The organism is Exiguobacterium sp. SH0S2, assembly GCF_004337185.1.
Classification (GTDB): Bacteria; Bacillota; Bacilli; order Exiguobacteriales; family Exiguobacteriaceae; genus Exiguobacterium; species Exiguobacterium aurantiacum_A.
The window spans coordinates 363,442-386,229 of the sequence record NZ_SJVB01000001.1; the positions used below are offsets into that span (position 1 = coordinate 363,442).

27 protein-coding genes are annotated in these 22,788 nt (G+C 53.7%); 1 reads left to right on the forward strand and 26 read right to left on the reverse strand.

Going from position 1 to position 22,788, the window contains the following annotated elements; genetic code table 11:
* Positions 1 to 183: 183 nt before the first annotated feature.
* From EVJ21_RS01885 to bshB1, 4 genes are read right to left on the reverse strand one after another with little or no spacing between them, the layout of a single operon-like run.
* On the reverse strand, positions 184 to 1,146 hold the full coding sequence (locus tag EVJ21_RS01885; protein ID WP_131456111.1) for a biotin--[acetyl-CoA-carboxylase] ligase: 963 nt from the start codon (positions 1,144 to 1,146) through the stop codon (positions 184 to 186).
* Positions 1,119 to 2,258 (reverse strand): CCA tRNA nucleotidyltransferase, encoded by a 1,140-nt coding sequence (locus tag EVJ21_RS01890; protein ID WP_070327418.1) that lies wholly within the window; start codon positions 2,256 to 2,258, stop codon positions 1,119 to 1,121. Before EVJ21_RS01890 ends, EVJ21_RS01885 begins: the two co-directional genes overlap by 28 nt.
* On the reverse strand, positions 2,255 to 3,376 hold the full coding sequence (gene bshA, locus EVJ21_RS01895) for an N-acetyl-alpha-D-glucosaminyl L-malate synthase BshA (protein ID WP_131489819.1): 1,122 nt from the start codon (positions 3,374 to 3,376) through the stop codon (positions 2,255 to 2,257). Before bshA ends, EVJ21_RS01890 begins: the two co-directional genes overlap by 4 nt.
* Positions 3,373 to 4,056 (reverse strand): bacillithiol biosynthesis deacetylase BshB1, encoded by a 684-nt coding sequence (bshB1, locus tag EVJ21_RS01900; RefSeq protein WP_131465226.1) that lies wholly within the window; start codon positions 4,054 to 4,056, stop codon positions 3,373 to 3,375. Before bshB1 ends, bshA begins: the two co-directional genes overlap by 4 nt.
* 113 nt (positions 4,057 to 4,169) lie before the next feature.
* Here bshB1 and EVJ21_RS01905 point away from each other — a divergent pair, with 113 nt between their 5' ends.
* Positions 4,170 to 5,045: a YitT family protein gene (locus tag EVJ21_RS01905; RefSeq protein ID WP_016509982.1), complete on the forward strand. Its 876-nt coding sequence runs from the start codon at positions 4,170 to 4,172 to the stop codon at positions 5,043 to 5,045.
* 60 nt (positions 5,046 to 5,105) lie between these two features.
* Here EVJ21_RS01905 and EVJ21_RS01910 read toward each other — a convergent pair whose 3' ends face one another.
* From EVJ21_RS01910 to der, 22 genes are all read right to left on the reverse strand, one after another.
* Complete coding sequence (locus EVJ21_RS01910) at positions 5,106 to 5,570, reverse strand: GreA/GreB family elongation factor (RefSeq protein WP_131489820.1); 465 nt, start codon at positions 5,568 to 5,570, stop codon at positions 5,106 to 5,108.
* Between the two features lie 50 nt (positions 5,571 to 5,620).
* Positions 5,621 to 6,304 carry a zinc metallopeptidase gene (locus EVJ21_RS01915; protein WP_070327422.1) on the reverse strand — a complete coding sequence of 228 codons (684 nt, stop codon included), beginning with the start codon at positions 6,302 to 6,304 and terminating at the stop codon, positions 5,621 to 5,623.
* 38 nt (positions 6,305 to 6,342) lie between these two features.
* A complete protein-coding gene (locus EVJ21_RS01920; RefSeq protein WP_131489821.1) occupies positions 6,343 to 6,960 on the reverse strand; it encodes a DUF1405 domain-containing protein in 618 nt (205 codons plus the stop codon).
* Between the two features lie 88 nt (positions 6,961 to 7,048).
* Positions 7,049 to 7,843, reverse strand: coding sequence for a menaquinol-cytochrome c reductase cytochrome b/c subunit (locus tag EVJ21_RS01925; RefSeq protein ID WP_070327424.1), 795 nt, complete (start codon positions 7,841 to 7,843; stop codon positions 7,049 to 7,051).
* A gap of 33 nt (positions 7,844 to 7,876) precedes the next feature.
* Entirely contained in the window at positions 7,877 to 8,548 is a 672-nt protein-coding gene (qcrB, locus tag EVJ21_RS01930; RefSeq protein WP_016509980.1) for a menaquinol-cytochrome c reductase cytochrome b subunit, read from the reverse strand.
* A 16-nt stretch (positions 8,549 to 8,564) separates the two neighbouring features.
* Positions 8,565 to 9,068, reverse strand: a complete 504-nt coding sequence (locus EVJ21_RS01935; RefSeq protein WP_131465232.1) for a QcrA and Rieske domain-containing protein — start codon at positions 9,066 to 9,068, stop codon at positions 8,565 to 8,567.
* A 110-nt stretch (positions 9,069 to 9,178) separates the two neighbouring features.
* Positions 9,179 to 9,619, reverse strand: coding sequence for a DUF2487 family protein (locus EVJ21_RS01940; protein ID WP_236633388.1), 441 nt, complete (start codon positions 9,617 to 9,619; stop codon positions 9,179 to 9,181).
* A 166-nt stretch (positions 9,620 to 9,785) separates the two neighbouring features.
* A complete protein-coding gene (locus EVJ21_RS01945; RefSeq protein WP_016509965.1) occupies positions 9,786 to 10,319 on the reverse strand; it encodes a ReoY family proteolytic degradation factor in 534 nt (177 codons plus the stop codon).
* 24 nt (positions 10,320 to 10,343) lie between these two features.
* A complete protein-coding gene (locus EVJ21_RS01950) occupies positions 10,344 to 11,615 on the reverse strand; it encodes a tetratricopeptide repeat protein (protein ID WP_070327427.1) in 1,272 nt (423 codons plus the stop codon).
* A 35-nt stretch (positions 11,616 to 11,650) separates the two neighbouring features.
* Positions 11,651 to 12,901 carry a 3-phosphoshikimate 1-carboxyvinyltransferase gene (gene aroA, locus EVJ21_RS01955; protein WP_131489822.1) on the reverse strand — a complete coding sequence of 417 codons (1,251 nt, stop codon included), beginning with the start codon at positions 12,899 to 12,901 and terminating at the stop codon, positions 11,651 to 11,653.
* Positions 12,901 to 13,950: a 3-dehydroquinate synthase gene (locus EVJ21_RS01960; RefSeq protein ID WP_131489823.1), complete on the reverse strand. Its 1,050-nt coding sequence runs from the start codon at positions 13,948 to 13,950 to the stop codon at positions 12,901 to 12,903. The genes aroA and EVJ21_RS01960 overlap by 1 nt, the downstream gene beginning before the upstream one ends.
* A complete protein-coding gene (aroC, locus tag EVJ21_RS01965) occupies positions 13,944 to 15,107 on the reverse strand; it encodes a chorismate synthase (RefSeq protein WP_131465238.1) in 1,164 nt (387 codons plus the stop codon). The genes EVJ21_RS01960 and aroC overlap by 7 nt, the downstream gene beginning before the upstream one ends.
* Positions 15,108 to 15,117: 10 nt before the next feature.
* The gene (locus EVJ21_RS01970; RefSeq protein WP_070327943.1) at positions 15,118 to 15,897 is read right to left on the reverse strand and encodes a CheR family methyltransferase; all 780 of its coding nucleotides are present in this window, start codon (positions 15,895 to 15,897) and stop codon (positions 15,118 to 15,120) included.
* A 117-nt stretch (positions 15,898 to 16,014) separates the two neighbouring features.
* Positions 16,015 to 16,431, reverse strand: a complete 417-nt coding sequence (ndk, locus tag EVJ21_RS01975) for a nucleoside-diphosphate kinase (RefSeq protein WP_131489824.1) — start codon at positions 16,429 to 16,431, stop codon at positions 16,015 to 16,017.
* A 91-nt stretch (positions 16,432 to 16,522) separates the two neighbouring features.
* Positions 16,523 to 17,485, reverse strand: coding sequence for a polyprenyl synthetase family protein (locus EVJ21_RS01980; RefSeq protein ID WP_131440194.1), 963 nt, complete (start codon positions 17,483 to 17,485; stop codon positions 16,523 to 16,525).
* 3 nt (positions 17,486 to 17,488) lie between these two features.
* Positions 17,489 to 18,190, reverse strand: coding sequence for a demethylmenaquinone methyltransferase (locus tag EVJ21_RS01985; RefSeq protein WP_035386712.1), 702 nt, complete (start codon positions 18,188 to 18,190; stop codon positions 17,489 to 17,491).
* A gap of 20 nt (positions 18,191 to 18,210) precedes the next feature.
* Positions 18,211 to 18,783 carry a heptaprenyl diphosphate synthase component 1 gene (locus tag EVJ21_RS01990; RefSeq protein ID WP_071399652.1) on the reverse strand — a complete coding sequence of 191 codons (573 nt, stop codon included), beginning with the start codon at positions 18,781 to 18,783 and terminating at the stop codon, positions 18,211 to 18,213.
* 127 nt (positions 18,784 to 18,910) lie between these two features.
* Complete coding sequence (locus EVJ21_RS01995; protein ID WP_198010937.1) at positions 18,911 to 19,186, reverse strand: HU family DNA-binding protein; 276 nt, start codon at positions 19,184 to 19,186, stop codon at positions 18,911 to 18,913.
* A 107-nt stretch (positions 19,187 to 19,293) separates the two neighbouring features.
* The gene (locus EVJ21_RS02000) at positions 19,294 to 19,995 is read right to left on the reverse strand and encodes a hypothetical protein (protein ID WP_131465367.1); all 702 of its coding nucleotides are present in this window, start codon (positions 19,993 to 19,995) and stop codon (positions 19,294 to 19,296) included.
* A gap of 12 nt (positions 19,996 to 20,007) precedes the next feature.
* A complete protein-coding gene (locus EVJ21_RS02005) occupies positions 20,008 to 20,208 on the reverse strand; it encodes a DUF2768 domain-containing protein (protein ID WP_070327435.1) in 201 nt (66 codons plus the stop codon).
* Positions 20,209 to 20,303: 95 nt separating this feature from the next.
* On the reverse strand, positions 20,304 to 21,332 hold the full coding sequence (locus tag EVJ21_RS02010) for an NAD(P)H-dependent glycerol-3-phosphate dehydrogenase (RefSeq protein ID WP_131465240.1): 1,029 nt from the start codon (positions 21,330 to 21,332) through the stop codon (positions 20,304 to 20,306).
* Positions 21,333 to 21,349: 17 nt separating this feature from the next.
* On the reverse strand, positions 21,350 to 22,660 hold the full coding sequence (der, locus tag EVJ21_RS02015) for a ribosome biogenesis GTPase Der (protein WP_035386714.1): 1,311 nt from the start codon (positions 22,658 to 22,660) through the stop codon (positions 21,350 to 21,352).
* Positions 22,661 to 22,788: the final 128 nt, after the last annotated feature.

A 22,788-nucleotide genomic window follows, 5' to 3' on the forward strand; every position in this document is an offset into this window, starting at 1 on the left:
GGAAAAACGCCTTCTTACACGATTGGCAAGAAGGCGCACGAAAACGAACTCAAGGTTGAGTGTCCTTCTGTCCCTGTCAAAATGATCAAGGCAGACAATTAACTAAAACGACGGTCTGCAATTCCGGTACACTTCTTGCGATAGCGTCCGACACGTTCATTATAGACCACGAATACGTTTCCATCAATCATTCCAGACTGCGATTTCAGCGGAATAGATGGCTTCGATGGCACCATGACGCTCGAGCAGGAGCGCCCCCTGTTCTGAGATGCCGCGCATGATACCGCGTTTAGACTCCCCCGAGGCGGTCAACGTCACTTCTTCATTCAAATAAGCGGCGTGCTCTAGCCAGTTGTCGCGGACCGGGCCGAACCCGGATTCGAGCAACGCGTCATATTCGGTCTCGAGCTCGGCCAATAGATCGGCGAGCACTTCACTGCGTCGTAACGCGACGCCCGTCTCCAATTTGATCGACGTCGCCCGGTGAACCAGGTCAGTCGGGATCGACTCCGTATTGACGTTCAATCCGAAGCCGAGGATGACGGCTTGGATGCGGTCGCCTTCAGTTTGCATCTCGGTCAAAATCCCGCCGATCTTCTTCCCGTTCACGAGAAGGTCGTTCGGCCATTTGATAAATGCCGGGACGCCTTGTTGCCTTAGCGACCGGGCGAAAGCGCTCGCCGCCATGAGCGTCAGCTTCGACGCTTCCCGAATCGGCAGCGCCGGACGAAGGATGATACTAGCCGCGATATTGACGTGGCTCGGGTTGTGCCAACTACGCCCGAGTTGGCCGCGCCCTGCCGTCTGTTCTTCGCTGATGACGAGCGTCCCCTCAAGCGCCCCTTTTTGGGCGAGTTCGTGGGCGATGCGCTGCGTCGTGTCGACTTGGTCGTAGGCGTAGACGTGTTGCCCGAACCGGCCGTGCCGGAACGAGACGAACGCCGGTTCATCGAGCCGGTCCGTCCGTCCGAACAGTTGATACCCTTTACGCGGGATCGTTTCGATGTCGTAACCGTCTTGTTTTAACGTCTCGATATGTTTCCAAATAGCGGTACGTGAAATATTTAATTGGCGGGCCAATTCCTGTCCGCTCCACACCGCCCCGTCTTGGAGCAAGTTTAAGACCTTTCCTCTCGTTGAAGCCACATGACCGCCTCCTCTCGTAACGTTTGTTCCTCGTTAGCTAACTCGCCGAGGACGACGCGCCGTTCGAGGTCGGCGAGCAAGTGCTTGATCCGTGCGCCGCTCGCCCCGACCTGAAGCGCATCGCGACCGTCGAACCGGAGCTCCCGCCGTGACTGGATCGGGAGCACACGTTTCAAGGCGTCGGACGATTCCGTGCTCCCGGTCATCCGCAAATACGTCTCGAGCGTCGCTTGAGACGTCTCATATACGGTGAACGTATCGAGCCCGGAGTCGAACAGGTTGGCCAATACGCCCGCTTCCCGCTTCAAGGCGTTCGAACGCTTCCATGGCGAGAGCCAACGGATGTCTCCGGCGTGATAGACGAATAGCGCCCAGCCTCCGACCGCGTTGATTGGTGCCCGTCTGTCAGCGATAACACGATGGACGAGCTGTTTGGACACGTCCGGTAAGTACTGATGGATGCCGAGCTCGACAAGGTCGGTCAGCGCTCGGCGGTAAGCAGGTCCCGTCATCAACTTCTCGAACTCGATGGCGATGCGTTCCATCGCGATGTCTTGCAATTTGTGGCCGAGCGTCCTCGCCGCGTTCCGCACATCATCAGCGAGCGTGAAGTCGAGCTGGGACATGAACCGAAACGCACGCATGATCCGGAGCGCGTCTTCCCCGAACCGTTCGTACGGGCTCCCGACGGTCCGGATAATCCGCGCCTCGAGGTCAAGCCGGCCGCCGAACAAGTCGACGACGTTGCCGTCATGGAACGCCATCGCGTTCATCGTGAAGTCGCGGCGCAACATGTCCTCTTCGAGCGTGACGCCGAGCGAGACGTGGTCGGGGCGTCGCGAGTCCGAATACGTCCCTTCCGAACGGAACGTCGTCACCTCGAACGGATGATGATCGAGGATGACCGTGACCGTCCCGTGATCGATTCCGGTCGGGACCGATTTCGGGAACAGTTTCATGACGTCTTCCGGGAACAACGACGTCGCGATATCGATGTCGTCGGGAAGCGTGCCGCGCACGTAGTCACGAACGGCACCGCCGACGATGTACGCCTCGCCCCCGTGGTCGTTGATTTTTTTTATGATTTGTTTCGCATACTCCCATTCTGTCATCGGCGCACCACCTGTTCGTATAGTCGTTCATATTGCGTGACGATGTCTTTAGACGCGAACTGTCTCGCTTTCACGAGACCGCCGGCACGCAGTTTCGCATGGAGCGCATCGTCGAGCAAGATCGCTTCGAGCGCGGTCGTGGCCGCTGTGACGTCGCCGCGCGCGACGACAAAACCGTCCACTCCGTCCGTGATCACTTCCGGCAAGCCCCCGGCATCGCTGACGACCGATGGGACGCCTGTCGCTAACGCCTCGAGAGCGACGAGACCGAACGCCTCTTTGTCCGACAACAGAAGATGGACGTCGCTGATCGACAACAACGCCGCGACTTGCTCTTGTTTCCCGGCGAAGATGACACTGTCTTCGAGCGCCATCTCGCTCACGAGTCGACGCATCGCCCCCATGAGCGGTCCGTCACCGACGAGGAGCAACTTCTTGCCCGGGACGCTCATCCGCTGGAACGCCTCGAGCACGAGGTCGATCCGCTTCACTTGTCGGAAGTTCGAGATATGGATGACGACGCGGTCGGCTGCTGACAAGCCGTAACGTTCACGGAGCGACGGCTCGGCTTGCGGCTGATAAACCGATTCGTCGATAAAGTTATGGATGACATCGATCTCAAGGCCTGCATCGATCCGCTCAAGCGTCTCGCGCTTCAAACTGTCGGACACGGCCGTGATCGCGTCCGACTGACGTAAACCGTACAGGATCGCCGGTTTCAACTCTTCATCTTCCCCGAGCACCGTAATATCGGTGCCGTGGAGCGTCGAGACGATCGGCGTCTTACTCTCGGCCATCTCGCGTCCGAGCGCGGCACAAACCGCATGGGGCACCGCATAGTGCGCGTGGATGACGTCGAGGCCGAACGCACGGATGACGCTCGCGATCTTCGAGGCGAGCGTGATATCGTACGGAGGATAGCGGAACACCGAGTACTGGTTGATCTCGACTTGGTGGAACGTGATGTTCGGATGATACGCATTCAACCGGAACGGGATGCTCGACGTGATGAAATGGACGTCGTGCCCCCGGTCGGCGAGTTTCATCCCGAGCTCGGTCGCGAGGATGCCTGAACCTCCGACCGACGGATAACAGAGGACTCCGATACGTAGCTTCATGCGAGCTCACCCGCCTGCGTGACGACGTATGGTTTGACGGTCATGAGCCCTTCGGCGTAGTCCGTGCCGATCAAGCTACCGAAGTGACGGTCGCGCGCGACGACGCGGTCGACGTACGCATCGGTCAATGGTGTGTCGACGCCGTCAACTGGTGTGAATTGACTTGCGTATGACGTCAACGCGTCCACTTTTTTATCGAGCGTCGCCGTGATGTCGATGCAGACGTCCGGTCGCACGTGGGCGTTGATCATGTATTGATAGACGCTGTCCGGACGGTAAGCCGGGACGTCGGACATATATTTGCGAATCCCGGCGTTGAACAGCGCCTCTTCGACGAGACGGGCGCACGCCCCGTGGTCGGGATGGCGGTCGACGCCGTACGGATAGAGCAGATGCGTCGGTCGCTCGGTCCGGATCAAGCGGACGAGCGTTTCAATTTGGTCGGCTGTCCCGAGCAGGCCACGGTCAGGGAAACCGAGATTGATGCGACGGACGCCGAGAATTCTATCGGCTGTTGCCGCTTCCTGTGCCCGCGTGACGACATCGCCGTTCGACGACAGTTCGGCCCGCGTCAAATCGACGTACAGGACTGGGATGCGATCACCCGTCCACTGGGCCGTCATGCCGGCGATGCCGATTTCGATATCGTCCGGATGGGCCCCGATTGCTACTATTTTCATAAAAAATCACCTCTTCTGTGAAAAGTATATCGGACTCACTGTCGAATGTCATATGTTCAGGGTAGGCAATCCACAGGTTTTTCGAGTACGCTTATGGATGGGAGGTGAACCACATGACGGTACAATTACCGATTCGGTTTCGCAATATATTCTTTATTCTCATCGGTTCATTCATTTTTGCATTCGGCGTGTTTCATTTTAACGTCCAAAACAACTTGGCCGAAGGCGGTTTCACCGGGATCACGTTGATTCTGCGCGGCTTGTTCGGTTGGTCGCCATCGATCACGAACTTGGCGCTCAATCTGCCGCTCTTCTTCGTCAGCTACAAGCTGCTCGGGCGGACGACGTTCATCTATACGCTCGTCGGGACGTTCAGCTTTTCGCTCTGGTATGGGCTGATCGCCAAGTACTCGAACCTCGTCATCGATTTGACCGATGACATGGTGCTCGCGAGTTTATTTGCCGGTCTGTTCATCGGCGTCGGTCTCGGCATCATTTTCAACAACGGCGGGACGACCGGGGGCATCGATATTATCGCTCGCCTCGTCCAACGTTACGTCGGTTGGTCGATCGGCAAGACGTTCCTCGTGTTCGACTTTTTCGTCATCGTCCTCAGTTTGACGTATCTCGACATCCGCGAGGCGATGTATACGCTCCTTGCCGTCTATATCGGCGCCCGCGTCATCGATTCGATGCAGGAAGGCACATATGCCGGTAAGGCCGCGATGATCATCAGCGACCACCGGACCGCCATCGCCGACGGCATCCACGCGACGATGAACCGCGGGACGACCCGTCTGCTCGCGAAAGGCGGCTATTCGAATAAAGAGCTCGAAGTGATTTACGTCGTCGTCGGACGCAACGAGGTCAACCGCCTCAAGACGATCGTCAAACAGATTGACCCGCACGCTTTCGTCACGTTCCATCACGTATACGAAGTCGGCGGCGAAGGGTTCACGTTCGACGAGAATCGCGTACCGCTCAAATAAAAAAGACGAACACATCCCTAATTTGGAGATGTGTTCGTCTTTTTTATGCGGACGCCCTCTCTATCGTTCGATCCGTTTAATTTCAAAGTAAAGGGCACCGCCCGGCGAATCGATACTAGCGGTCTCCCCGACTCGTTTTCCGATCAAGCCGCTTCCGAGCGGGGACGAGACCGAGATCGTCCCGTTCGCCAAATCAGCCTCGAGCTCACCGACGATCCGATACGTCTCGTCCTCACCGTCCGGCAGTTCCCGGATCCATACCTCCACTCCGAAACCGACGCGATCCGTTGGCGCATCATCCTCGATCATCGCGTCGGCAAGCACGCGCTCGAGTTCAACAATTTTCGCCTCGATGCGCTCCTGTTCCCGGATCGCCTCAAAGTACGTCACGTCTTCTCTAAAGTCACAAAATTTGCGCGCCGTCTTCACTCGTTCGAGCGCCTCGCTCCGACCGCTTCCGCGGAGCGACTCGAGCTGTTCGATGAGACGAAGACGGCCTGACTTCGTCAACTGTGGTTTTGCCATACAATTCCCCTCCTCACACAAAAAAATCCCGTCAGTCGACGGGATCGATTCTATTCATCGCGTGGCATAAAGACGATCAGTGCGAGACGGATCAGTTCGGCAACCGCGACAAGTGTCGCTGCGACATAAGTCCAAGCAGCCGCGTTCAACACTTTACGGGCACCTGACTCTTCCGTCGCGGTCACGATCCCGTGGCTCGTCAGTTCGGCCATGGCGCGTTTCGAGGCGTCAAATTCGACCGGGAGCGTGACGAGTTGGAACAAGACCGCCCCGAGCATCATGACGACACCGAGCTGGGCAAGTCCCATCGCACCTAAGAGGAAACCTCCTATGAGCAGCGGGAACGACAAGTTTGACGTGATGTTCACGACCGGCACGAGCCGATGGCGGACACGCATCATCTTATAGTCCGTCGCGTCTTGGACGACGTGACCGATCTCATGGGCCGCGATCGCTGCCGACGAGATCGTTGATCCTTGATACACTTCGCGCGACAAGCGGACGACTTTATGCGTCGGGTCGTAATGGTCACTCATCAAACCGTCGACCATCTCGATGCGGACATCGTGCACACCGTTTTGTTTCATGATGAAGTCAGCGACTTGAGCGCCGGTGACACCGCTTTGAAGTGGTTGTTGTAAAAACTTTTTGTACGTACTTTTCACTCGCATCTGGGCCCATAACGGGATGAGCATGATCAGCGCGAGATAGAAAATATAGCCACCTAATGACATTTTCTATATCACCTCTGCGTATATTTGATATCTCGATTTTACATTCTTATGAACTTATTATCAAGCGAAGCGCGCAGGATGAGTCGGTATCCCACAAAAAAACATATTCCCGTCAACCAGAACGACCCGTAGCCGATCCACATAATATGCTCGGCGAGCGACGGATAACGCGGCCATTGTCCGAGCACGTAGTCGACGACGTCGTTATGGATGACCCAGATGAGCGTCAAGACGAACGACGACACGGTCCAACGCATGAACGGGGCGTATAGAAACGCCTGGACCGCCATCGCACCGTGAGACAGCATGAGCATGACGGCCATGAGCACGATGAACGTATCCGCGTCGTCTCCTAGCTTCATGAGGAACATGACGTTCATGACGACGGCCCAGACCCCGTATTTGACGAGTGTGATGAAGGCGAGTGTCTCGATGAGCGGTGAGCTTTTCTTGAGCAGCCACAGCGCCAGGACGATTGTGAAAAATAGTGACGCCGTCGGGCTGTCCGGTACGAACGGCCAATAGATGAGCGGCGTGTCGCGAAGCTGTGGTTCATACCAGACGTATCCGTAAATCGTGCCGAGCAGATTGACGATGAAGAGGAATGTTAAAACGGCTTTATGTTTTAGAAAGGGAAGCCACATCGTATAGTTCATGAAATCATTCCGTCCTTTTTTTCTTTATTGTAGCTTGCGTGACCGATAAGTAAAAGAGTGTAGCCCATAGGGGACTACACTCGATTGCTTACTGGTTATTTTCGCCGCCTTCACCGTATGAGGCGAGGAACTCGGACATGGCTTGGAGGTCTTCATCCGAACCGTCCCACTGACCGGCCGGCATCGTGCCGACACCGTTGACCGCGATCTCCGCGATCTCTTCAGCCGTGTAGGCCGTTCCGATGAGTCCTGGAGCTGCCGCCCCGCCCTCGAGGTTTTGACCGTGACAGTTAACACAAGACTGGGCTGCATAAATCTCATAGCCAGGTGCGGCTGTGTCGATTTCCGGACCTTCACCCGGTACGACTAAGATTCCTTGCTCATGAACTTGATCCCAATGCGTCGTTTGAACAGATTCCCACGTCAAGTACATGATCGAGAGAATCCCGAGCAGCATGAAGCTGATCGCGACCGGTCGTTTGGCCGGCCTGCGCTCGATTCCTTGGTCGAGCCACGGTGCGATCAAGAGCGCCGTGAACGCGACCCCAGGCAAGATGACCGTTCCAAGAAGGATCCAGTCCCCCGCCGCGAATTGATACTTGAGCAATTGATACAAGAACAAGAAATACCAGTCCGGTAACGGAATGTATGACGTGTTCGTTGGATCGGCGATGTTTTGGAGCGGTGCTGCCTCGACGATCGTCAAGGCGATGAATCCGATCAAGAAGACCGAACCGACCATCCACTCTTTAAGCAAGAAGTTCGGCCAGAACGCTTCTGTGCGTCCTGGATATTCAGAATAGTCTTTTGCAATATTTTGTTTCCGATTCCCGATTCCTACTCGAGAGTCGGTTACAAATTTCATCCCTTTACCGCGATGCATATCGTTTCTCCTCCTTTTTGTCTTCGAATCGGCTTATAGCGGTCCAGATATTCCTTGTTTACGAATCATCAGGAAGTGGGCTCCGAGGAGTCCGAACAAGGCCGCCGGTAAGAAGAAGACGTGAATGGCGAAGAAGTTCGTGAGCGTCCGTGCCCCGACGATCTCACCACCGGCGAGAAGGGTCTTGGCGATTCCACCAATGACAGGAACACTTTCGGCAATTTGAAGCGTAACTTTCGTTGCGAACAACGCTTTCATATCCCAAGGTAACAAGTAACCTGTAAGACCGAGCGCCAAGACGACGAAGAACAAGAGGACTCCGACGACCCAGTTGAGTTCGCGTGGTTTCTTATACGATCCGGTGAAGAACACACGGAGCGTGTGTAAGAACAACATGACGATCGCGACCGATGCGCCCCAATGGTGCATCCCACGAACGATTTGTCCGTGTGCGATTTCGTTCTGTAAGTAATACACCGATGCGTGGGCATTGATGATATCTGGAACGTAGTACATCGTCAAGAACATCCCTGACAGAATTTGAATCACGACCGTGAAAAATGTCAGACCGCCGAAGCAATAAACAAATGCTGAAAAGTGATGGGCAGGGTTGACGTGTTCCGGTACTTCATGGTCAGCGATGTCGCGCCATAACGGCGTGATGTCGACGCGTTCATCGACCCAATCATAAATTTTTTGTAACATCGACTATTTCCCCCTCTCACAACTGTGCGACTGGACTGCCCAAGTATAGGAAGCCGTCTTTTTCTTCTTTTTCATAGCGTGCCAGCGGTGATGTCGGAGGTGTACCCGGAATGTTCGTTCCGTCTTTTTCGTAACGCCCGAAGTGACACGGACAGAAAAATTCTGACGGTCTTGTCGGATCTCCACCATAACCTACTTGACAGCCAAGATGCGTACAGATAGGAGAGAGTGCGATTACTTCACCGTTCTCGTCTTTGAACACCCATGCTGAAAGTGTTTCTTCAAATTCATACCAAGCGTCTTGCGTTTGTTTTTTAAAGTCGACACGTTGCGGCTCAGTCGTGATGTCGTCAAGACTCATGACCTTCACTTTGTCGCCCGCACCCGATTTTTTCAAGACCGGATCGATCGCAAAGTTGACCATCGGACTGATCAATGTTGCCGCCATAAAGCCACCTACACCAGTTAACGTATACGTTAAGAACTGACGGCGCGTGACTTTTGACCCATTTTGAGCCATTTGGTTCCCCCCTCATTCGTGTGCATAACCCCATAATTCTTTATGCATTCTTCACAAAAATTTCTCACTCACCAAAATAGTATATCAATAAAACCTCTACGTCAACCGCTTCATGTCGCCATCCAACGGCCCGAAAGCTCTGTAATGACTTGCGTCGCAAAATTTTGGACCATCGTGTGCGACTGCTCCCCCGACATGCCTTTCAAGGCAAGCGGCGGAACGAATATGACCGGTAACTCGAACGCTTTGAAGCGAACGTCTGAAGAGATGAACAACACGTGGGCAAACCCGGCCGTCGTTGCTTTTGTCATGACTGCGCATGCAAATTCGTACCCGGCCTCGACATCGAGATAGCTAAGCGTCGGATTCAGCATCGTCCGTCCAGACAGCTGTCGTTCGGTTTCAAGCGCCACCGCTTGGACGACCTCGTAGCTTTCGGCTTTACGCACCATCTCCTCATCAAACGCCAGTTCGACGAGTGGGACGATGAGCGTATCGACGTATTGGCGTTCGGTCAGCGATTTCAACGCATCCATGCCATCGAACCTCATCTTCCTCCTCCTCTCTTTAGAAGACATACATCATCATGTCCATTGTAGCGTACCTACATTCGCTTCCTCTCGAAAGTTATGAACGAAATGTGAAATTATTGTGTATTCCTACGTCATTAATATACCAAAAAACAAGCGCTTTCCATAACGGAAGCGCTTGTTTTTCCTAAAATAATTTCGATGCTCTCACTTGATGAAGTTTGCTCGTCAAATTACGAAACAGCTTCTCGTCCCGGCGATCAAGCGCCTCGTCGATCTCGACGAGCAGACGCTCTTCCTCGAACTGGGCGACCGATGCTCGAATGACCGTCTGGGCCGAGTTCGTCACTTCGTCTTTAATCTCGGCGACAGGCTCAAACGGATTGAGCTCGACGATGTCGATCCAACTCTCATCAATCATCATCCCTTGAAAGTTTAGTTCGACATAAATCGTCCCGTCGTGGAGCCGAATGTCATGGTACGCCTTTTCCGGATTGACCGTGATGAGGTCACCTCGTCGGTAACGGAACGGTTCCCCTTCGAAGCCGTACGCCGTCATGACGAGGCTGCGCGGTGAAACCGAGGCGTTCGTCACGAAATGAACGTTCCCAAGTTTTTCAGGATGTCTAAGCCAATAATCAATGATCCATTTGGCCTCTCGCTTACGAAGCGTATGATGAGCGAGGAATCGCTTTAAAAAATTCTTTTTCCGCTCGACCATATGACCCCATCTCCTTTATATTGATTAATCGCGATCCGTCAACAAGTCGATCCGCTCTTCGAGAATTTGGCGGTCGATCATATCCACGGTGAGCGCAAGCGTTTGCTCGAGCACACGCTGCGCCTTGTCACGCTGTCCTTCTTCTACCAATAGTGTAGCCCATTCAGTCGAAAATGACACGTCCTCTTTATAAACTTGTTCGATCGATGTGTATAGATTGACGGCCTGCTCATAGTCCTCGAGTTCATAGGCGGCTTTCGCCTTGTACCACGTCATGAGCGTCGACGTCGAGTGCTCCTCGAGCGCATCGATCGTCTCGAGCACGGCTTCCATGTCTCCCGCTTCGAACAAGATTGACAACAGCAGTTCGGTCGCTTGAAGCGATTCCGGGTTCAAGGCGAGCGCTTCGCGGAGTTCATTGACCGCTTCGTCTGTGCGCCCTTGCTTCAAGAACAGCTTCGCTTTGACAGTGCGCAGCTCATCGTTATAGTCGTCACGGTCGATCCCTTGATCGATCACTTCGAGCGCTTCATCGATGCGACCGAGTTCCTCGAGTGCTTCCGTATACGGCAAGTAAAGCGATGTAAAGTCAGGGTCCATCAAGCGGAGCTCTTCGAACTGTTTGATGGCGACCTCATCACGTCCGATGCGGTGGGCCGTCATCGCATGTCCGAACACGGTGTTCAGATTGCGGTTCTCTGTCTTCTCGAATTCATCGAGCGCTTCTTCAAACGAGCCGATCATCGTCAGTGCTTCAGCGTAATCGGCTTGATAATCGAGTTCTTCGGGTAATCGCAAGTGCGGTAAGCGAGCATAGAGCGGTACCGCCTGTTCAAACGAACCGATCGAGGCGTATAGTTCGGCCAGCCCATAGACGAGCAGCGGCTCGTCCGGATTCGCCTGTAACGCTTCCATCAATTTCTTGACCGCGACTTCGTCAAGTCCTTGCGATTGATACAAATCAGCTAATAAGACGAGACTTCTCATGTGCGCCTCTTTGTCGCTCGCATCGATCGTTTCAAGGACGGCGATCGCTTCTTCTTCCCGGTCGCTGTCGAGATACGCTTCAGCGAGCGACAGCGCCACGTGCGGGTTGCCCGCGTAGTCGACATACAGTGCTGCTAGTAAATTCACAGCCCGGTCGGCGAGGCCCAGTTCGAGATATAGGTCGGCAATCGCCAACCGATCTTCGTCCGAACCTTCTGTCTCAAGCGCTTCAAGGTGCGCCAAGGCGTGCTCGGTCTCACCTTTTTCGAGCATCTCGATTATATGGTTTAATACTGATTCGTCTAACATAATTAATTTCCTCCTACCACTTTCAGGTATTGCCGTTATTCTATCTCACGACCGAGCCGTTGTAAATCGTCACGAAAATGAGGGTAACTGATTTCAGAGGCTTCGATCCCGTCGATGACGACGGGTTCGTCGATCAGTAAAGCTGCCACTTGTAGCATCATCGATAGACGATGGTCCGCATGCGAGGACACATGACCAGCCTGAAGCCGGCTCGGGAAAACGCTGAACCCGTCTTCGGTCTCGCGGATATCGACACCGAGCGCCGCGAGCTCGCTCGCGACCGTCTTGATCCGATCGGTCTCTTTCACACGCAGTTCACCCGCATCCTTTACGACTGACGGGCTCGACGCCTGCGACGCGACGAGAGCGAAGAGTGGGAGTTCATCGATTTGTCGTGGGATGGCCTCGCCTTCGAGCGTCACCCCTTGAAGTTCGCTCGTCGTCACCGTCACATCTCCGACCGTCTCTTCCCCGAGTGGTCGCAGCCGAGTGATCTCGACGTTCGCTCCCATACGCTCAAGTGTTCGTAAAAAGCCGATTCTCGTCTCGTTCAAACAGACGTCGGTCGTCGTCACGCGGCTGTTTGGGACGATGGCGGCCCCGGCCCAGAAGAAAGCAGCCGACGACGGGTCGGCTGGCACGTCGACTGTCGCCCCGTCGAGGTGACTTGACGATAGCCGGATCGTCCGCACGCCATCTTCGTTCGTGATCTCGACTCGTCCACCAAACAGCGGCAGCATCCGTTCCGTATGGTCGCGTGACAGCATCGGTTCCCGGACAATCGTCGTCCCGTCAGCGCGAAGACCGGCCAATAGGATAGCCGACTTCACTTGCGCGCTCGCGACCGGTAACGTGTAATCGATCCCGCTCAAGCGCCGCCCCTTGATCCGAACAGGGGCGAATTCGCCGTCGATGTCGGCCCCCATCTGTCGAAGCGGTTCGGTGATGCGACGCATCGGCCGTTTCGAGAGCGAGTCGTCTCCGACGAGCGTGAACTCACCCGAATATCCGGAGACGAGACCCGAGAGCAGGCGCATCGTCGTCCCCGAATTCCCGCAGTCAAGCGTGGCCGGAACGACTGACGCGACACCTTCGATCCGGAGCCGCTCGTCGAGTTCTTCGACGCTTGCCCCGAGACTACGGACCGCATCGATCGTCGAACGGCAATCTGCCCCAAGGAGCGGATTCATGACGACCGTCTCCCCGCTCGCTATCGCACCGAATAAGATCGCGCGGTGCGTGATCGACTTATCACTCGGTACGCGAATCAATCCATTCAACCCCATCAGAACCACCCTTTCAACTGTATGTATGCTTCAGCAAGCCGCTCGGACGGCACCGCCTCAACGGTAGCCGCTTCACCGAGCAACACGAAACGGACTTGTCCATCCCGATTTTTCTTATCGAGCCCCATCACCGTCAAATACGTCTCGAACGGTTTCCATTCAACCGGGCTGACGCGGCGCGCCCGCATCCAAGCGGCGAGCTTACTGGCCCGATCCGTGTCTCCTCCGACGAGAAAGGCGTATACCATGCCGTACAGCACCGCCTCCCCGTGTGACAGTCGATACCGTTCGACCGACTCTAAAGCGTGCCCGAACGTATGACCAAAATTGAGCCACGCCCGGACACCGTGTTCCCGTTCGTCTGCCTCGACGACGACACGTTTCACTTCAATCCCGCGCGCAAGCCACATTTCCCAGTCTAGCGTACCAACTGACAACGCCTGAAACAGTTCGTCCTCGAATGAAGCAGCGAGGACGTAACGTGACAAGTAAGCATGTTTAATCAACTCACCGAGCCCGCTCAAGACGTCACGATTGCTCAGCGTCTCGAGACGGGACACGTTATAATGCACACCGATCGGTTGATAAAACGCACCGATCGCATTTTTAGACAGCGGGTGGTTGACGGCGACTTTGCCACCGATCGCTGAATCATGGGCGAGCACCGTCGTCGGTACTTGGATGTAACGGACCCCTCGCATATACACACTCGCAAGAAAACCGGCCAAGTCCCCGATCATGCCCCCGCCAAAAGCGACGACGAGCGTGTCGCGGTCACAACGTGCGGTCAACCCATCTGTCACGAGTTTTTCAACGGTCTCGAGTGATTTCGAGCCGTCACCCGGCGTGACGACCGACCAAACGATCTGCGGATGGATGCCGGCTAGACGTTGTTTGAACACCTTACCGTGTAGCGCATCCACCGTCCGGTCTGTAATGACCCATACCGTCGAGCAAGCCGGGAAATAATCCACGCGGTCCAACCAGGCGTCGCTGTGTTCAATCGACACGTCATAAGGGACTGATGCGTCAACATGAATCGTCACCACGACCGGATTTCCTCACGATACGACTCGACCCGCGACTGAATTCGTTTGACGGTGTCGTGTCCGAACGTCTCACACAACTCACGCGCGAGTTCGAACGCGACGACCGCCTCGACGACAAGTGACGCAGCCGGGACAGCACAAGCGTCACTTCGTTCGATTTGAGCGAGGAACGGCTGTTTCGTATCGATATCGACCGATTGCAACGGTTTGTAGAGCGTCGGAATCGGCTTCATCACGGCACTGCAGACGATCGGCATCCCGGTCGTCATCCCTCCTTCAAAACCGCCTAGATGGTTGCTCAGTCTCGTATACCCGGACTCGTCATAGGCGATCGGGTCCATCACTTCCGATCCTGGACGGTACGCCATGTCAAATCCATCGCCAAAGGCAACCCCTTTGATGGCGTTGACGCTCATGACGGCGCGAGCGATGGCCGCATCGAGCTTGCGATCATATTGAACGTAAGAACCCAACCCTGGGATGACGCCATGCACTTCGGTGCAGACGACGCCGCCAAGTGAATCTCCGGCCGCTTTCGCTTCATCAATCAAACGCATCATCGCTTCACCGGACGTTTCGTCAGTCGTGCGTACGGGTGACGCCTCGATGACGGTCCGTAGTTCTTCGAGTGCTGCGTAGTGCTTCGGCGCGGACTCGATGCCGCCGATCACTTTCACATAGCTGACGAGCGACATGCCGACTGCGTCGAGCAACTGTTTGCTGAGCGCACCGACAGCGACGCGGGCCGCCGTCTCGCGTGCACTCGAACGTTCGAGCACGTCCCGAAGGTCTCGGTGGTCATACTTAAGACCGCCGACAAGGTCAGCATGTCCCGGACGAGGCCGAACGACCCGGCGCTTGATTTCAAACTCGTCGTCGACCGGCTCTGCCTGCATGACGTTCCGCCAATGCGCATGGTCTTTGTTTTCAATCCAAAACGAAACAGGGGCTCCGGTCGTCATCCCATGACGAACCCCAGCCCTCACCTCGATTTTGTCTGATTCAATTTGCATTCGGCGTCCACGGCCATAGCCCGACTGACGTTTCGCCAACTCGCCGTTGATTGCCTCGACGTCGACGCTTAAGCCGGCCGGGACTCCTTCGATGATGACGGTCAATCCCGGTCCGTGTGACTCTCCCGCTGTCAAATAACGCATATGCGCCACCTCACTCCTCAAATTTTTCGTAGAAGAAACTTTGTTTCATCTTGTATCCGTAACGCTTCGGCTGGAAGATTTGTTCAGTCCCTCCGACGAAGAGGACCCCGCCCGGACGAAGCGAGCGGTGGAACGACTTGTACACTTTCTCTTTCGCCTCTTCCGTAAAGTAAATCAAAACGTTTCTACAGACGATCAAGTCAAAGTTACGTTCGTAGACGTCAGCGAGCAAGTTGTGCTTTTTGAACGTCACGAGTTTTTTAATCTCGTCCGAGACAAAATAGTCGTCATCTCGACGGGTGAAATAACGATCTCGAAACTCAGGCGGCAAATCGACGAGCGCCCGTTCATGATACTTGCCTTGTTTCGCTTTTTCGATCACCAAGTCATCTAGGTCAGTCGCTGTGATCGTGAACTGGGCGGGTGACAAATGCTTCGACAATAACATCGCAAGTGAATACGGTTCTTCTCCCGTCGAACAAGCCGCGCTCCAGACCCGGAGTTTCCCTTGGCTTCTACGAATGAGCTCAGGCAACACGTCCGTCTCGAGCTGTTGCCAGCGGACCGGGTTTCGATAAAACTCACTGACGTTGATCGTCATCCGGTCTAAAAATTCGTCGTACAAACCTCGGTCTGACTCCATCGCTTTAAAATACTCGATAAATGTGGCGTAGCCCTTCTTCTCGCGGAGCGCGACCATTCGTCTTTTCATTTGTGCCTCTTTGTATAAATTCAAGTCGATTCCAGACTTTAAATAAAACTTTTTTACGAAGATCGCATAATCATTTATCACCAGTTCTAACCTCAATTCTTTCTCTTATCCTAGATCATGTCGTGTCCGAACATACGAAAGCGCTTTAATGCAAATAGAAAAAGGGACAGGAGGCCCCCGTCCCTTTTATCGTCATCAAACGTGTGATGTTTCAGTGGCGAACCAGAGCGATAATTCTCTCTCGGCACTTTCCACGCTGTCTGAACCATGGATGACGTTTTGTGACATTGTCGAGGCCAAGTCGCCACGAATCGTTCCCGGCTGCGCGTCGAGTGGGTTCGTCTTGCCAATCATCAACCGAGACACGGCGACGACGTTCTCGCCTTCCCACTCCATCGCGACGACCGGACCTGACGTCAAGAATGCGACGAGTTCTCCAAAGAACGGTTTTTCCTTATGTTCCGCATAGTGCGATTTTGCAACCTCAACTGACGGCGTCAGCATTTCGAGACGGTTCAACGTGTACCCTTTGTTCTCGAAACGTGTGATGATTTCCCCAATCAAACCACGCTTCACCCCGTCAGGTTTTACCATTAAAAATGTCTTTTCCATACCCCTAGTCCCCCTAAATCAATATGTGTACCATGTACTTTATCAGTTTACACGGTCATCTTCATTTTTGAAAGGGTTTACAAGGTGTGAACTACCATTTTCGTTTGCCGATATATTCGGCAATCTCAATCAACGACCGTTTGTCTTGAATATCCGGCAGTGAATCGAGTCGCTGAATCGCCCGGTTCACGTAACGGTCGATCGTGCGTTGACTTCGTTCAAGCGTACCGTTCCGTTGCACTTCGCGGACGAGCGTCCGGGTCATCTCATCGTTCGAGGCGTTCGTGACTTGCTGCAACCGCTCATAAAACACAGGATCTTCTGATGAATAGAAGAGCGGCAATGTTTTATGCCCATGCTTCAAATCTTCACCGACGGGCTTACCGAGTTGAAAACTCTTCGCCGTGAAATCGAGCAAATCATCCGTCATCTGAAACGCCATCCCGATATCGTAGCCGAACAACCGAAGTTGTTTGACGACGTCAGGTGACGCCCCGGAGACGACGGCCCCGGCCGCGCAACTCGTCTCGATCAAGAGTGCCGTCTTCCGGGCGATCCGGTCCAAGTACCGCTTCGGGGATTGCGCCCAGTCATATTGGTCTTGAATTTGATTGATCTCGCCGATACAGATCAGTTCCATCGTCTCCGCCATGATTTGCATCACTTCCGGGGAATCGACTTCGGACACGAGCCGAATCGCTTCCCCGAACAACGTATTACCGGTATACATGGCGACGCTCTCGTCATATCGTTCCATCACGGTCGGTTTTCCGCGGCGCAGTGTCGCGTCATCGATCACATCATCGTGAACGAGTGACGCCATATGAATCAGCTCGAGGCTCGCCGCAACTTTCGTCAGACGAATATCATTCCCAGTCCCAAATCCGGCACTGAGCAATACGAACGCCGGACGGATCCGCTTCCCCCCGGCATCTAGCAATTGTTTCGATGCGGCTTCGATCACCGGATGTTCCGTGTGGACCCGCGTCGACAAAAACCGATCAATCTGTTCGATTTCTCGGTTCATGTGGCGATAAAGTCGCTTTAAAGACATCGTTCACCACTTCTTTCCTAGGTGCATGGCGCACGCACCACCGGAAAACGCCTTGACTTCGACTTGCTCGAACCCGGCTTCTTCAAACATGCGCTTTAACGTCAACCGGTCAGGGAACTGATCCGTCGATTCTTGCAGCCACTTGTATTGATCATACGACCCGGCAAACACTTTGCCGAATAGCGGCATGACTGATCCAAAGTAAAATTTATAGAGCCCGCTGAATAGTGGTGCCGTCGGTTGGCTCGTCTCGAGACAGACCACTGTCCCGCCCGGTTTTAAGACGCGGTGCATCTCCCGGAGGACCGTCATATAATCCGGTACGTTCCGAAGGCCAAATCCGATCGTCACATAGTCGAATGAATGATCTCCGAACGGCAACTCCATCGCGTTCCCGTGAATGAGTTCGATCATCGGATAATCAGCCACTTTCTCGTGTCCGACAGCGAGCATATTTTCAGAAAAATCGAGTCCTTTGACGACCCCGGTGTTTCCGGCCGCCTCGGCGAGTTGAATCGTCCAATCGGCCGTCCCGCAGCAAACGTCCAAACATTTTGCGCCGGGGAACACTTGCATGCGCCGCATTGTCGCTCTGCGCCACCATTTATGCAGACGGAAACTGATGATCGAGTTCATCGTATCGTAGCTTGGCGAGATTGTTTGAAATACTTCATATACTTTTTGCTCTTTCTCTTTCGGTTGCAACACGTAACACCCTTTCCGTTCTAAGCGACAGCATGCGCGAGTAGTGTCGATAGCTGTTCTCTTTTTTCTTGGCGCAGTTCTGTTGCCTTCTGTTCGATGATTTCTTTCCCGTACGATGTCAAATAAGATTGACCTAGCAGTTCGGAAAACGTTTTGATTAATCCGAAGTTCGCTTCCATCCACGTCACAACAGCGACGTCCGTCCCCAAGGCGAGTGTGCACTTCGCGCCGTTCACAAGCTGCACGGTTCGACCGAAACGGTTGCTATAGTCCGCTGGAAACATCGCCAATATTTTATAAAATTGAGCCGAGGCGTAATCTCCGGCGAGCACTTTAAGTTGCCGTTCAAGGGACCCGTTCGGGCACTCCTTCACTTGATCGTGCAGCTCGAGTGCTTGATGGGCAAAATAAGTCGCGAGCACGAGCTGTCGATGTTGATGCGATTCGAGTTCAATCATGTCGATCATCCAACGAAGTAAAGGCATGTCGACTGCGGGTACAATCTCGTGTCTCGTCAAATACGGATGAGTCATACGTTGTTCGATTTGACGAGCAAGGTCGGTGACAACGCTTTCGTTTGTCAACTGTTCCATGCTATCCCCCCTCGTCCTCTTCGTTGTCATTCTGACATAGTATAGCACATTTTTGTCACATTCACGCCATGTGAACTTGCTTTCAACTACAAAAAAAGCCGCCTCTCGGCGACTTATGTATTGCTCATTATTTGACCGCATCTTTAAGCGCTTTACCTGCTTTGAAGGCAGGAACTTTGCTTGCAGGGATTTCGATATCTTCTTTCGTACGTGGGTTGCGACCTTTACGGGCAGCACGTTCACGAACTTCAAAAGTACCAAAACCGATCAATTGAATTTTCTCACCGCTTTGGAGTGCTTCAGTGATTGATTCAAACGTTGCTTCTACGATTTTCGTTGCGTCTTTTTTAGACACATCTGCTTTCTCGACAACTGCGTTGATCAATTCAGTTTTGTTCATCACGATTCACCTCCTCTCACAGAGAGTTTACGGGATTAATCATATCGTACAAACGTTGATATGACAACATTTTTTAAGCGAAAAGGTCATAAGCGGACACCTTGCTCGACTCAATTGTTTAAAAACTCGACCTCACCTTGGTCATTAATCGTATACCCTTGCGAATAAGCCGGGGCGAACGGTGCGTCATCGTAGAGCAAATAACGAATATCCTCTCCTACTTTCGGCTCGGCATCCGTGTTCTCGAGCACGGCTTCGATGTCAGCCCGGTAATCGACGAACAATTGACCAGTCCCATCCACATAGATCGGCAACTCGTTTTCCGTGTATGGGCTCGGGATGAACGGTTCTTCAGAGACGAAAACGAGGTCGTAATCGATCGTAAACTGATTTTTTCCGAGCGATCCTTTGAACGGATATTTCCCTTCTTTGACTCGGAACGAATTGATATTCGTCTGCAGTTGTTGGAGGCGCTCGGTCACCCTCAAGTCAATCAGTTTGACCGTCGGCTCTGTCTCGGCGTCGACAAGGACGTATAAGAACAAGCCGCCCCCTTCGAAACTGTTTGCCGGCGGATCTGCCAAATAACCAGGAACGAGGCGGCTAAACTCGATCGGGTAACGTTCCATCAGCGGCGTCTCGGCCGGCTTTGTTTTGATCGGTAAGACACCGGTCGTCTCTTTGAACGAGTCGACCGCCGTCTGGACCGATTGCAACTGGTCCTCATAAGGCACGTTGTCGACCCGATTTGTTTCCGGGAACATACATCCGGCGAGCAGCGTCGCCGTCGCCAAACTGACGGCTAAAAACATTCGTTTCACGGTTTACCCTCCTGTCGGTCCAGAAGCGACCACATAAATCATAATGATCGTTCCGAATAGAAAAATCACGAATGCGACGACTCGAATGAGCACCGCAAACCAGCCTGAAAGTTTCGTGTGGCTGACTGCCACCATGAGCGCAGCGACGGCAAACGCCCCAATCCCCGCAAATGAAATCCACATCTTGATGAGTGACGGTGTCACGTCTATCCCCTCGACTTTCTCTATAAATCTTACTCCGTAATTTAGTGTAGCAAAAAAAACAAAGGAACTGAACGAAAACGTCAGTTCCTTTGCTGTTATTCGCCCTCGAAATGGAAAACTTCTTCCATTTCATGTTTTTGCGGGCGTCTCATCAACTTTTTCACTTCATCATGCGGACTTTTTCCTTCGAACAGCACGTTGTAGAGCGCTTCCGTGATCGGCATGTCGACGCCGGCTTCGCGGGCAAGTGTATGCGCTGCTTCACAGGCACGCACACCTTCGACGACCATACCCATCTGATCGAGTACGTCTTCAAGCTTCTCCCCACGTCCGATGGCGTTACCAGCTCGCCAGTTTCGGCTGTGCTGTGACGTCGCGGTTACGATCAAATCACCGATCCCGGTCAAGCCCGAGAACGAGGCCGGGTTGGCGCCGAGTTTGACACCGAGCCGAGCGATCTCGACGATGCCGCGCGTCATGAGGGCAGCTTTCGCATTGTCGCCGTATCCGAGCCCGTCGGTCATCCCGGCGGCAAGGGCGATAATGTTTTTAAGCGCGCCCCCGTATTCCGCTCCGATGACGTCAGAGTTCAAATAGACTCGGAACTGATCGTTTGTGAGCAGTTCTTGAATCTCATCAGCGACAAATAAATCCTCACACGCGATGGTGATCGTCGTCGGTTTGCGGACGGCCACTTCCTCGGCGTGGGTCGGACCCGTCAATACACCGATGGCTCGACGTTTTGACGGATCGATCTCTTCAGCGATGATCTCAGACAACCGCTTATGCGTCTTCGGTTCGATCCCTTTTGCGGCATGAACGATCGTGACCGGTTCCGTGAGCAGATCGTTCACTTCACGGGAAACCGGACGAATCGCCGAGCTCGGGACGACGAGGAAAATGATCGAGCAATCTAGAACCGCCTCTTTCAAATCGGTCGTTGCCCGGATCGACGCCGGAAGCGGCACATCTTTCAAGTAAGTCGAATTCGTATGCGACGTGTTGATCTCATGGACGTGATCTTCCTCACGTCCGTAGAGCACGACGTCGTGTCCATTGTCAGCGAGGACGAGCGATAATGCCGTTCCCCAGCTTCCTGCACCAATGACAGCTACTTTTGCCATGTGAGGCACCCCCATTACTAGTTTTTCTGACGAGCCACGATGTGAATCGGTGTACCAGTAAAGTCAAACGCGCGGCGAATCTGGTTATCTAGATAACGTTTGTACGAGAAGTGAAGCAACTCGGGATCGTTGACGAACAACACGAACGTCGGTGGCTCGATCGCCACTTGCGTCGCATAGTTGATCTTGAGTCGTTGTCCTTTGTCCGTTGGTGTCGGGTTCATCGCGACCGCGTCGACGATGACATCGTTCAACACGCTCGTCGAAATACGCTGACGGTGTGATTCGGCAACTTGATTGATGACAGGAAGAAGCGTTTGCAACCGCTTCGACGTGAGTGCCGATAAGAATACGATTGGCGCGTAGTCGAGGAATAGGAATTCCTTGCGGATCTTCTCTTCCATCTTCTTCATCGTCTTGTCGTCTTTCTCGACAGCGTCCCATTTATTGACGACGAGCACGATCGCTTTCCCTGCTTCGTGGGCAAGTCCTGCGACGCGTTTGTCTTGCTCGATGATGCCTTCTTCACCGTCGATGACGACGAGGACGACGTTCGAGCGTTCAATCGCCTTTTGGGCACGCATGACACTATAACGTTCTGTCGATTCGTACACTTTGCCGCGCTTACGCATACCGGCCGTATCGATGATGACGTACTCTTGTCCATCACGAGTGAACGGTGTATCGATCGCATCGCGCGTCGTTCCGGCGATCGCCGAGACGATAACACGTTCTTCACCGAGAATCGCGTTCGTCAAACTCGATTTCCCGACGTTCGGGCGTCCGATGAGCGAGAACTGAATGACATCTTCGTTGTATTCGTAATCGTCTTTGTCCGGCGCGAGTTCGAGGACACGATCTAACAGATCACCAAGACCGAGTCCGTGTGTTCCCGAGATCGGGAACGGGTCGCCAAACCCGAGCGAGTAGAACTCATACATGAGTTCACGCATCTCGAAGTTATCGACTTTGTTGACGGCAAGCACGATCGGCTTGTTCGAACGGAACAACAAGTTCGCGACTTCTTCATCCGCTGCCGTGATCCCTTCACGACCGTTTACCATGAAGACGATGACGTCCGCCTCATCGATCGCGAGTTCGGCTTGATGACGCATCTGAACGAGAAGCGGCTCATCGCCGACCTCGATCCCGCCTGTGTCGATCAAATGAAACTTTCGGTTCAACCACTCACCCGTACCGTAAATACGGTCGCGTGTAACTCCCGGTTTGTCATCGACGATCGATACGCGATCACCGATGATCCGGTTGAAAATCGTGGATTTCCCAATATTCGGGCGGCCTACGATGGCCACTGCTGGAATTCCCATATAAACACCTCTTTAACTTTCATTCAAAAAATTATCGTTCTTATTTGCAACTGTATAATTATAGCACAGTCGAATATTAGTGACCATACAAAAAGAAGCGGGAGTATGACTCCCGCTTGAACGACCGT